Below are 12,454 nucleotides of genomic sequence, written 5' to 3' on the forward strand. Positions count from 1 at the left end.
AACCGAGTAAATCGGATAATCACGTTTTATTAAAGTAGCGTCCTTCCATGCTGCTTCAATCGGGATATTATGATTAGGGGGCTATTTACATAATGGTTAAGAGAAGTAGAATCCTGGCTTTCTTCCTTATTGTAATCGTATTAGGAGTTACCTTTGTTGGTACAACATCTAATATCATGCAAAACATTAAGCTGGGCCTTGATTTACAGGGCGGGTTTGAAGTTCTTTATAAAGTGGAGCCAGCAAAAGATGGACAAAAAATTGATGAAAAAGCAATGGCGGCTACTGCAAGCGCATTGGACCGAAGAATTAATGTTCTCGGTGTCAGTGAACCGAGCATTCAAGTTGAAGGCAATAATCGGATCCGTGTACAGCTAGCAGGCGTAGATGATCAGGAGAAAGCAAGGGAACTTCTATCAACGCAAGCCAATCTAACTTTCCGTGATGTGAACGATAAAGTAAGAATGGATGGCGGGGATTTAAAAGAAGGAGGAGCCAGCCAATCTTTTGATAGCCAAACCAATCAACCTATTGTACAGGTCCAATTAAAAGATGCAGATAAATTTGGACAAGTTACAAGGGATATTTTAGCCATGGCGCCAGAGAATCAACTAGCTATTTGGCTGGATTTTGAAGAAGGAAAAGATTCCTATAAAGAAGAAATCACAAAAGAAGATCCTAAATTTATTTCAGCACCAAACGTGAATCAAGTGATCAATTCAGATACAGCCGTTATTTCAGGTGACTTTACTGTAGAAGAGGCTAAAGACCTCGCTGAAATTTTAAATGCAGGTGCCCTGCCGGTTAAACTGAATGAGATCTATTCAACATCTGTAGGTGCTAAATTCGGTGAAGAAGCATTAAATAAAACGCTATTAGCTGGAATTGTTGGGATCCTGGCTATCTTTATCTTTATGGTTGCTTATTACCGATTCCCAGGCGCGATTGCAGTTGTCTCATTGTCTGCCTATATTTATTTAATCATTCTCGTATTTGATTGGATGAATGCTGTTCTTACATTGCCAGGTATAGCAGCCCTCATACTTGGGGTGGGGATGGCGGTCGATGCGAACATTATTACAAATGAACGGATCCGGGACGAAATTCGTAAAGGACGTTCCATTAAGGCAGCCTATAAAGAGGGGAATAAGCACTCCTTGTCTACAATAATGGATGCCAATATTACCACTTTACTTGCAGCAGCTGTTCTGTTTTATTTTGGAACCAGTTCAGTCAAAGGCTTTGCGACCAGTTTGATTGTCAGTATATTAGTCAGCTTTATAACGGCTGTGTATGGTACAAGATTGATTATGTCCTTATGGGTGAACAGTAACTTCCTTAACAATCGCCCAGGCTGGTTTGGGGTTAAGAAAAGCGACATTCATGATTTAAACGAATTTAAAAAGGATAAATATTTACCTACGAAGTTTGATAAATGGGATTTCATTAAGCCTGCAAAGAAATTCTTTATCTTTTCTATTATATTAACCATAATTGGAGTAGGATCCTTATTTGTAAATGGTTTAAATACAGGTATCGATTTTTCCAGTGGGTCCAGAATTCAAATCAATGCTGATAAAGAACTATCAGTAGATGAAATCCAAAAAGATCTTACTGAAAACGAAATTGATTCGCAAGATATCGTTATGGCAGGTGAGGGTAACAAGTCGGCTGTTGTGCGGACGAAAGATGTCTTTTCAAAAGATGAAATTGCAGAGCTAAACAATTACTTTGATTCCAAGTATGGGCATAATCCGAATATAAGTACGGTATCCCCGACAATAGGTAAGGAGTTAGCCAAAAATGCGCTGATTGCGGTAGCGATTGCTTCAATTGGTATTGTTATTTATGCGACCCTACGCTTTGAGTGGAGAATGGCTCTACCTTCTATATTGGCGCTCCTGCACGATGCGTTTATGATAATAACGATATTTAGTATTTTTAGAATCGAAGTGGATTTAACCTTTATAGCCGCTGTATTAACCATCATTGGGTATTCGATCAATGATACAATCGTTACGTTTGACCGTATTCGTGAGAATATGCAAATGAAAAAACGCATTAAGACTCAGGAAGAAATTAATGAGATTATCAATATCAGTGTTCGCCAAACAATGGTCAGGTCTATCAATACTGTTCTAACTGTGTTAGTTACTGTGTTGGCGATGATGTTCCTTGGAAGCGAATCAATCTTTAATTTTAACCTTGCTCTATTAATCGGTTTGGTAACTGGTATGTATTCTTCTATTCTGCTTGCAGCCCCTATTTATGGAATCCTAAAAGGCAAAGAGCTGAAGAAGAAAGGTGTTATCAAAACATATAAAGAAAAGCGCGTAAACAACGATCAACCACAAGTTTAATGATGTTTCATACAAAACAGCCCGGTTCTTTTTCTTGAGAAGCGGGCTGTTTTTATGGTAGCTTACACCAGTTCACAAAAAGACTTTATGTGTTATAACTGATTATTTTGTGTGCTTTTTTTGCTGTGTATGCAAGATCTAGTAAAGGTAAACAATAGACTAACAAACATGGAGTACGTTTTTTCTTTGTAAGATAAGGGGATTAAGACTATATACATGATTTATTAAAATTTTTCATAATACTTTATAAAGGAGTAGGAATATGAAAAAACTTCAGTGGTACGTGATTCTTGGGATAGTATTTGCTCTTATCGTTGCTATTTTTGCTGTTGTTAATGTGGATAAGGTGGATGTTAATTATGTATTTGGAACGGCTCATTGGCCCTTGATTTTGGTTATTTTAGGATCTGTTGCCATGGGTGGAATCATTGTTGGTTCTGTAATGGCAGTCCGTATTATCTCTCTGACTAAGCAGATAAAAGAACTAACAAATGAACGGATCGCTTATAATGAATTGGCTGACAATGATCTTAACACTCACCCAAAATCATAAATATTTAGAATCACTCATTGAACCTTTGATAGATATTTTTTATAATAGATAGGTCAGGGGTGACAATATGTTACAATCAAAAACACGTTGGCTTTTAAAAAAAGCTGATGAAACCATTATAAATCTATTCATGCAAGAACTTGAACAGCCTCGTATTGTGGCTACATTATTGGTCAACAGAGGAATAAAGACCGTAGAAGAAGCGCGGTCTTTTTTGTATGCAGCCCAGCAGGATTTCTATGATCCGTTTTTACTATCAGGTATGGAAGAAGCTGTGAGACGGATTGTGAAAGCTGTAAAAAACAACGAAAAGATTACTATATTCGGAGACTATGATGCCGATGGGGTCAGCAGTACGACCATCTTAATGCTCACGCTTAAAATAATGGGAGCAGAACATGTGTCATGGTATATTCCAAATCGCTTTACAGAAGGCTATGGCCCAAATGAAGAGGCTTTTCGATTCATAAAAGAACAGGGAACTACGTTACTTATCACAGTAGACTGTGGCATTTCGGCCATTCATGAGGCTCAAGTGGCGAAAGAATTGGGAATGGATTATATTGTGACGGACCATCATGAACCGGGTCCTGAGTTACCGCAGGCATTAGCTATCCTTCATCCCAAAAAGCCGGGTGAAACTTATCCGTTTTCAGAGTTGGCAGGTGCAGGTGTGGCAATGAAATTGGCCCATGCTTTACTTGGTGAGTTGCCTGATGAGTTGATTGGCATTGCTGCAATTGGAACAGTAGCTGACTTGGTTCCTCTTCATGATGAAAATAGATTAATTACGATTAAAGGGATTCAGGCATTAAAGAAATCAACGAGACCGGGAATCCTTGCCCTTTGTCAAAAAGCAGGTATTCAGCGCGATTCCTTAAATGAGGATTCCATTGGATTTGGATTGGCACCGAGAATAAATGCTGTAGGAAGATTGGAATCGGCAGATCCAGCTGTAGAGCTTTTACTTACAGAAAGTCAGGAAGAAGCTGATTCGATAGCCGACGAAATAGATTTATTGAATAAAGAGCGGCAATCAATCGTAAAAGAAATGACCCAGGAAGCGATTGAGGAAGTGGAGAATAACTATCCACCTGAAACCAATCCGGTCCTAATTATTGCCCGTGAAGGATGGAATACTGGTGTAGTAGGGATTGTAGCCAGTAAGCTTGTAGAAAAGTATTATCGTCCGACGATCGTATTAAGTATTGATCGTGAGAAAGGAACAGCAAAGGGATCTGCACGCAGTATTCCAGGATTTGATCTTTTTCAAAACTTATCTTTAAACAGAGAACTGCTGCCTCATTTTGGGGGCCATCCTATGGCTGCTGGTATGACATTGAAAATAGAAGATGTTGAGGAATTGAGACAACGATTGATCAATCAGGCTAATGAAATTCTAACAGAAGAAGATTTCCAGCCTGTTACTGAGATAGATAGCTTAGTTGCGATTGATGAAATTTCATTAACGCTTATTCAGCAAATGTCCCAGCTTGCACCGTACGGGATGCAAAACCCAAAACCGAGGATTTTGATTGAGGATGCCTCAATAACAACTTCCAGGAAAATTGGGGCAGATAAAACTCATCTTAAACTTCAGCTCGAACAAAATGACGCTGGGTTAGATAGCATTGGGTTTGGATTAGGAGAGTTCCTTGATCATTTATCTCCGCAGGCCAAGGTATCTGTAATTGGGGAATTGGCGATAAATGAATGGAATAATATAAAAAAGCCCCAATTGTTTTTACAGGATCTTTCTGTACCAGGGTGGCAGTTATTTGATTGTCGCAGCGATAAGGGGAAAATACATGTTCAGACAGTGCCGTCTCCACGCAAAATCATCTTATTTCAGGAAGAGAGTAGGGTGTGGCTGACGGAATTTACTAAAGAGAATGATCAAATTATCCATATTACCTCTTTAGAAGCAGCTCAACAGGAAACTTTAGACGGCTATCATGTAGTTTTAGCAGATTTACCTTCACAAAAAGATATATTTGAAGCACTTTTTATTGGAAAATTGCCTAAAAGAGTGTATGTTTACTTTCGTACCACTCAAAATGATTATTTCTCAGCGTTTCCAACAAGAGACCAATTTAAATGGTATTATGCCTTGTTGGCAAAAAAAGGACCTATTTCATATAAAGAACTGCGTTCCATGCTGAATATTCATAAAGGCTGGTCAAAAGAAAATATTGATTTTATGACAAAGGTGTTTTTTGAGCTCGAGTTTGTTACAATAAATAACGGACTCATTGATTTGGTAAGGACCAGTATGAAACGGGATCTCCAAGAATCTAAAACCTATCAAGAAAGACAAGCAAGAATGGCGTTGGAACAAGAGCTTCTATACGCTTCATTCAATCAGCTTTATGAATACCTTGGCAAGTTGATTCGATCCCACATGGAAAACAAGGAGGAAACTGAGCAATGGATTTAAAACAATATATAGCGATCGTAGAAGATTGGCCTAAGCCAGGGATTAAATTTAAAGATATTACCCCACTTATGGATAACGGGAAGGCATATAAATATGCAACAGATCAAATTGTAAAGTTTGCTAAAGAGAAAGAAATTGATATTATTGTAGGACCGGAAGCACGTGGATTCATTATCGGCTGCCCTGTAGCTTATGCAATGGAAGTTGGCTTTGCGCCAGTGCGTAAAGAAGGCAAGCTGCCTAGAGAAACCTTTAAAGTTGAATACGGTTTGGAATACGGTAAAGATGTGTTAACCATTCATAAAGATGCAATCAAACCAGGTCAGAGAGTATTGATTACTGATGACCTATTGGCTACAGGCGGAACAATGGAAGCGACTATTAAATTGGTTGAAGAGCTTGGCGGAGTTGTAGCAGGATTAGCTTTTTTAGTTGAGTTAACGTACCTTGAGGGCAGGAAAAAACTTGCCGGCTATGATATACTCACATTAATGGAATATTAAGCATATAGTAATGGCGTTCTAATTATTAGAGCGCTTTTTATATTATCAAATTGCGAATAATAGCGAAACAACAGATTAAATCTTGTTCGTTACTTTACAAGAAAACTTTTTTTGATGATAATAGAAACAATCCTCTTTTTAACGATTAACCTATATGGTTTAACATAGATAACGATAAGCAAAAAACGTGGAAATACGGAGTAAAAGGTGATTTCATGGCAAATGAGCAAATTTATACCGCTGAGCAGGTCTTTGATAAAGCAAGAAACTATATGAATGATAAAGATGTGGCATTCTTAGAAAAAGCGTATGAATTCGCCAAAGAAGCTCACAAGGAGCAATATCGTAAATCCGGTGAGCCGTATATTATCCATCCAATTCAAGTTGCTGCCATCCTGGCGGGCTTAGAGATGGATACATTTACAGTAGCGGGCGGATTTTTGCATGACGTTGTAGAAGATACTTCCGTAACACTGGAAGACATTAAGGAAACCTTTAACGAAGAAGTAGCCCTTTTGGTTGACGGTGTAACAAAGCTGGGAAAAATTAAATATAAGTCAAAGGAAGAGCAGCAAGCTGAGAATCACCGTAAAATGTTTATCGCAATGGCTAAGGATATTCGTGTAATCATGATTAAATTAGCTGACAGGCTGCATAATATGCGTACTCTGAAGCATTTACCTGTTGAAAAACAGCGTAGGATTGCGAATGAAACGCTCGAAATATTTGCACCGCTTGCGCATAGACTCGGTATTTCAACGATTAAATGGGAACTTGAAGATACAGCTCTCCGCTATTTAAATCCTCAGCAATATTATCGAATTGTAAATTTGATGAAAAAGAAGAGGGCGGAGCGAGAAGAGTATCTATCAGATGTCACCGACCGAATGAAGGAAAAGCTGAAGGAAGTTTCTATTCAGGCTGATATATTTGGACGACCAAAGCATATATACAGTATCTATCGGAAAATGGCTCTTCAAAATAAACAGTTTGAAGAGATTTATGATTTAACGGCAGTCCGTATTATTGTAAATAGTATTAAAGATTGCTATGCAGTTCTTGGTATCATTCATACATGCTGGAAGCCAATGCCTGGTCGTTTCAAGGATTATATAGCTATGCCGAAAGCAAATATGTATCAATCTCTTCATACGACCATTATTGGTCCAAAGGGTGAACCTTTGGAAGTACAGATTCGTACGACAGAAATGCACCGAACAGCTGAATTCGGGATTGCGGCACACTGGGCTTATAAAGAAGGCAAAGATCTAACATCGACACAACGAATGGATAAAAAGCTGGATTGGTTCAGAGAGATTGTTGAATTCCAGGATGCCTCTACCAATGCAGAGGAATTTATGGAATCTCTCAAACTGGATTTATTTGCGGATATGGTATTTGTTTTTTCACCAAAAGGTGATGTGTATGAGCTGCCAAAAGGATCTGTACCGATTGATTTTGCCTACCGCGTCCACTCAGAAATCGGCAATAAAACGATTGGCGCTAAAGTAAACGGCAAAATGGTTACGCTTGATTATGTGCTGAAAACCGGCGATATTATTGAAATATTAACATCTAAACATTCCTATGGCCCAAGTCAGGATTGGCTGAAGCTGGCAAAAACTTCACAAGCGCGAAATAAAATACGACAATTCTTTAAAAAGCAACGCAGAGAAGAAAATATAGAAAAAGGCAAAGAATTAGTTGATAAAGAAGTCAAGGCAATGGAATATGATGTGAAAGAAGTTTGTACTACTGAGAACCTGAGGAAAGTCGCTGAAAAATTCAATTTTGCCAATGAAGATGATATGTATGCAGCAGTGGGCTACAACGGAATAACAGCTGCTCAAATTGCGACAAGGTTAACAGATAAGCTTCGTAAAAAGAGAGAAAAAGATCAGGAAGTAAGCTTGCTTGATGCAGTCTCTGAGTTGCGTATGATTCCGAAAACGAAGAAGAAGGATTCCGGGGTCCGTGTAAAAGGGATTGACAATATGTTAATCAGATTATCACGCTGCTGTAATCCTGTTCCTGGTGATGAAATAGTTGGGTACATTACAAAAGGACGCGGTGTTTCGGTCCATCGGGCAGACTGTGTCAATGTATTGGATGAAGAAAGTAAAGAACGGATTATCCCGGTAGAATGGGAAAGCAGTCAGAGCGTTCGAAAAGAATACAATGTTGATATCGAAATAAATGGATTTGACCGGAACGGCTTGTTAAATGAAGTGCTTCAAGCTGTTAGTGAAACGAAGACCAATATCACGGCTGTATCAGGTCGTACAGACAGGAACAAAAGTGCGACAATTACCATGTCTATATCAATTTATAATGTAAGTCATTTGCATAAAGTAGTTGAACGGATTAAGCAAATTTCCGATATTTATTCTGTCAGAAGAATTATGAGTTAGGGGTAAAAAAATGAAAGTGGTATTGCAACGTTCAAAGGCAGCATCAGTGCGTGTCGATGGTGAAACAATCGGCGCCATTACCTCCGGGTTTGTGTTATTAGTTGGAATTACTCATGAGGATACGGAAGAGGATTGCCGTTACCTTGCTGATAAAATCGTTCATCTGCGCATATTTGAAGACGAGAATATGAAGATGAACCATTCCTTGCTTGATGTGGGCGGTGAAATTTTATCGATTTCCCAATTTACCTTATATGGTGATTGCCGCAAGGGAAGGCGCCCAAACTTTATGGCAGCAGCCAAGCCCGATGAAGCTGAAAAATTGTATGATATGTTTAATGAAATGCTGAGAGAAAAAGGGTTGAAAGTGGAAACAGGCAGATTCGGGGCGATGATGGATGTCGAGCTCATTAACGACGGACCTGTGACGCTTATTCTCGAAAGCAAAAACTAAAAGTTAAGCAGCGCAGTAGCTTTCTTTAATACCGTACACCTCCATATATCTGAGTTATTTCAGACATATGGAGGTGTTTTTTTTTTGTAAATCAATAATTAGTGATCTAGCTGAATTTATATTTCAGGATTGAAATCAGCTAAACTGAGCGATTTAGCCGATACAGAGAAAAACAGGCCGAACTGAGCGATAATCCAGCCAGAGCAGAAAAGAAAGGAACCGAACTAAGTCATACAGCCGGTACATGGGGAAAATCCGCCGAACTGGGCGATAATCCAGCCGATTCTACCAATAATCCAGCCAAACACACCAATAATTCAACCAGCCAATACCTCTAAGTAATTTACATTCTCCACCCAAAGAATTATCCATAAAAACTCCCTTTATGCTATCAATTAAAAGCATAAAGGGAGGATCCAAGTTATTAAGAATAAATCTGTTGATCTTTACAACGTGTTTCATAAATCATAGCTTTTCGGGACGCTAAATTTCTAAATCAGAAAAGTAGGCAGCTAATCCATTTGCAAGACCATCTGTGATGGTCTCCTGATAGTATTCTGTTTGGATAAGAGCTTCCTCAGCAGGATTATTTATATAGCCTAATTCCAATAAAACAGCCGGCCGAAGATTTTCTCGTAAAACGTGCAGGTTGTTCTGCTTTACTCCCTGGTCATTTAACGGTGTCTCGTTTTGCAATAAATATTTTTGAATAGTTAAGGCTAGTTGCTTTTGATAGGAATGATAATAATATGTTTTAATACCACTTTTATCTCCATTCTGATTACTATCATAATGGAAACTGATAAAGGCATCGGCTCTATTCATATTTGCAAGATTGGCCCTTGCATGTAACGCTACATACCGATCGCTGGAACGAGTCATGACCACGTTCGCTCCGGCTGTTCGTAACTTCTCGTATGCCAGTTTAACGGTCTGAAGCGTTAGACTTTTTTCTAAAGTGCCAGCTGGTCCGGATGCTCCGCCGTCAGTGCCTCCATGTCCGGCATCAAGGATAATCGTTTTCCCCATTAATGACTCATTCCTTTGAAGACTTGAATTCCGTTCACTCTCTGATTTTGTATACCAACTTGGGATCCATCCTTCTTTTTTAGATGGAAGTTCAATTTTAAGCATGTTTCTAATTTTTTTGAGAACGGTATATTCCTCATCTTTTTTTACTGTTCCAATGATTGAAGCATCTGGTTTATCCGATGCTCGTACATTTAGTACGGAAGCTGTTATACGGATTCTCTTTGAGGGTTTTTGTAATTGATGTCGATGTATGTAGTTGCTGTGGATCCAGCCTATATGGTCCTCATAGGTGAAAGAAATCCAGCTATCCTGTTTCTCTATTATGTGAATTACTGTTCCGATAGGAAGATTGCCGAGTACCTTAAACTCTGTGCCTGGGCCTTTTCGAACACGTAGACCGTCTGCAGTAACAATACCGGAATCGGAGGTAAGATCCGCTTCTTTATAGCCTGTAACGAGCCAGCTGGCTACCCATCCTGTTTTTTTGTCACTGAGCTTTAGTTTAATCCAATCTTCATCTATTTCCAGGACATCATAAACACTCCCCGCCTGGATTTCATCGATGATGGATGCCTTTATATTTGCCTCCTCCCGGACATAAATAGATGGCTCATTAACCACAATTTTATCGATCGTTGCATGTGCGGTTGGTATAGAATTTTTCATCGGCGCAAGCAGTAGGGTTACACATAGAAAAACCAAAATTTTTTTTAGCAAGATAATAATCGCTCCTTCTTTAAAAATCAGGGCCAGGCGTTTGTTAAAGAAAAAATATTTTTTATGAAAGATACTTTACACAGTCGGGAATACTGATTAAGACAATCTGTAGTTTAAATAAATAAGGGGTGTTCATGATATGAGATACAGTGAAAAGGGATTAATCACACAAAATGCCGGTAAACAAATATTCGGAGTGGATTTTCATGATTTTTTGGTTAAAGAACAGAATAATTCCATGGTGGAGCTTGCTTCGGAATTTGGCCTGTCCGTCAGAGACGTGAAACAACTAAAAAAGAAACTTGGACGTTCTTAAGGGTTGACAACTAGGAAGTTACTTCGTAATATTAATTAAATAAAAATACATATTATATTCCAATGATGGTGAAGAGTAATATAGATCACACATGATCAGAGAAGAAGTGTCTTAGGCTGCAAACACTTCTGCATGTGCCCATATGAACGAACACACCGTAGGTTTCGCCCTGAAAAAACGTTAGTTTCTAGTAGGGGATGAACGTTAAACAGGCGTTAACTGTAAAAGTGGGAGCTTTTTATGCTCCAACTAGGGTGGCACCGCGGGTAACAACTCCCGTCCCTTGCATATGCATGGGACTGGGAGTTGTTTTTATTTTACCTAAAATTACCAAGCCATGCCAATTGGAAATGGTTATAGATTGCATTTTAAGGAGGAATTTTGATATGGCCGTTCAAATACCAAGGGGAACCCAGGATATCCTTCCTGGTCAATCAGAAAAGTGGCAGTATATCGAAAACGTAGCAAAAGAAATTTGCTCAGTGTATCAGTATCAAGAAATACGTACACCAATTTTTGAAAGTACCGAGTTATTTGAAAAAGGTGTGGGAGATACAACAGACATTGTACAAAAAGAAATGTATACATTTACGGATAAGGGAAACCGCAGTTTAACTTTGCGTCCGGAAGGTACGGCAGCGGTAGTTCGTTCCTTTGTGGGAAATAAAATGTATGGGAATGCTATTCAACCTGTTAAGTTGTTCTATATTGGGCCTATGTTCCGATACGAGCGTCCACAGGCAGGGCGTTTCAGACAATTTGTACAGTTTGGTGTGGAAGCTTTAGGGAGTTCCGATCCGGCAATTGATGCAGAAGTAATTTCATTAGCCATGAATATATATATAAAGTTAGGGTTAAAGAATCTGAAGCTAGTGATCAACAGTCTTGGAGACAAGGAAAGCCGTGCAAAACACAGAGAAGCTTTGATTGCGCACTTTAAGCCCCGGATTGAGGAATTTTGTCCAAATTGTAAAAATCGCTTAGAACGTAACCCATTACGAATACTAGATTGCAAAGAGGACCGTAATCATGAATTAATGTCTGGCGCACCGTCCATTATCGATTACTTAAATGAAGAGTCTACCGAGTATTTTAACAAAGTAAAAGCGTACTTGGATGCGATCGGAATTGCTTATGTTGTGGATCCAGGCTTGGTTCGCGGACTTGATTATTACAATCATACAGCTTTTGAAATCATGCTCGATTCTGAAGGATTTGGGGCAATTACTACTCTTTGTGGAGGCGGCCGTTATAACGGACTTGTTCAAGAGGTGGGCGGTCCTGAAACCCCTGGGATTGGATTTGCTTTAAGTATTGAAAGATTGCTATCTGCACTTGAAGTCGAAAATATTGAGCTTCCGATTGAAAAAAGTGTAGATTGTTTTATTGTTTCACTTGGCGACGAAGCAAAGGATTACTCTGTGAAACTGGTAGATGAGTTGCGCAGCAACGGAATTTCAGCTGAAAAGGATTATTCCGATCGCAAAGCAAAAGGCCAATTTAAGGCGGCGGATCGTGTAAATGCCAAATTCGTGGCTGTACTTGGAGAAGATGAGCTGAAAGAAAATAAAATTTCTTTAAAAGATATGCAAACCGGTGAGCAACAGCAAGTGGGGCTCGCTGAGTTAGTAACAGAATTAAAAACTAAACTGGGAAGATAATAGGAGGAAT

9 protein-coding genes and 1 other annotated feature are annotated in these 12,454 nt (G+C 39.0%); of the genes, 8 read left to right on the forward strand and 1 reads right to left on the reverse strand.

Annotation, left to right across the window (positions count from 1 at the left end; translation table 11 throughout):
- Positions 1–92: 92 nt before the first annotated feature.
- The 6 genes from secDF (at position 93) to dtd (ending at position 8,718) form a co-directional block, all read left to right on the forward strand.
- Positions 93–2,360: a protein translocase subunit SecDF gene (secDF, locus tag AC4BHP_RS00900; RefSeq protein ID WP_066105457.1), complete on the forward strand. Its 2,268-nt coding sequence runs from the start codon at positions 93–95 to the stop codon at positions 2,358–2,360.
- Positions 2,361–2,622: 262 nt separating this feature from the next.
- Positions 2,623–2,913 carry a LapA family protein gene (locus AC4BHP_RS00905; protein WP_066105454.1) on the forward strand — a complete coding sequence of 97 codons (291 nt, stop codon included), beginning with the start codon at positions 2,623–2,625 and terminating at the stop codon, positions 2,911–2,913.
- Positions 2,914–2,980: 67 nt separating this feature from the next.
- Positions 2,981–5,350 (forward strand): single-stranded-DNA-specific exonuclease RecJ, encoded by a 2,370-nt coding sequence (gene recJ / locus AC4BHP_RS00910; protein WP_490551091.1) that lies wholly within the window; start codon positions 2,981–2,983, stop codon positions 5,348–5,350.
- Positions 5,341–5,853 carry an adenine phosphoribosyltransferase gene (locus tag AC4BHP_RS00915; RefSeq protein WP_066105448.1) on the forward strand — a complete coding sequence of 171 codons (513 nt, stop codon included), beginning with the start codon at positions 5,341–5,343 and terminating at the stop codon, positions 5,851–5,853. The genes recJ and AC4BHP_RS00915 overlap by 10 nt, the downstream gene beginning before the upstream one ends.
- A 215-nt stretch (positions 5,854–6,068) precedes the next feature.
- Entirely contained in the window at positions 6,069–8,264 is a 2,196-nt protein-coding gene (locus tag AC4BHP_RS00920) for a RelA/SpoT family protein (RefSeq protein WP_066105445.1), read from the forward strand.
- A gap of 10 nt (positions 8,265–8,274) precedes the next feature.
- A complete protein-coding gene (dtd, locus tag AC4BHP_RS00925; RefSeq protein WP_066105443.1) occupies positions 8,275–8,718 on the forward strand; it encodes a D-aminoacyl-tRNA deacylase in 444 nt (147 codons plus the stop codon).
- Positions 8,719–9,201: 483 nt separating this feature from the next.
- On the opposite strand, the gene AC4BHP_RS00930 is transcribed toward dtd, so the two are convergent.
- Complete coding sequence (locus AC4BHP_RS00930; protein WP_490551092.1) at positions 9,202–10,467, reverse strand: N-acetylmuramoyl-L-alanine amidase family protein; 1,266 nt, start codon at positions 10,465–10,467, stop codon at positions 9,202–9,204.
- A gap of 139 nt (positions 10,468–10,606) precedes the next feature.
- On the opposite strand from AC4BHP_RS00930, the gene AC4BHP_RS00935 reads away from it, so the two are divergent.
- Together AC4BHP_RS00935 and hisS are read left to right on the forward strand one after the other, a co-directional pair.
- Positions 10,607–10,783, forward strand: a complete 177-nt coding sequence (locus AC4BHP_RS00935; protein WP_175354278.1) for a hypothetical protein — start codon at positions 10,607–10,609, stop codon at positions 10,781–10,783.
- Positions 10,784–10,836: 53 nt separating this feature from the next.
- Positions 10,837–11,070, forward strand: a binding site (T-box leader).
- Between the two features lie 99 nt (positions 11,071–11,169).
- On the forward strand, positions 11,170–12,444 hold the full coding sequence (gene hisS, locus AC4BHP_RS00940) for a histidine--tRNA ligase (protein ID WP_490551094.1): 1,275 nt from the start codon (positions 11,170–11,172) through the stop codon (positions 12,442–12,444).
- Positions 12,445–12,454: the final 10 nt, after the last annotated feature.

This window comes from Pradoshia sp. Z4_20 (assembly GCF_058216035.1).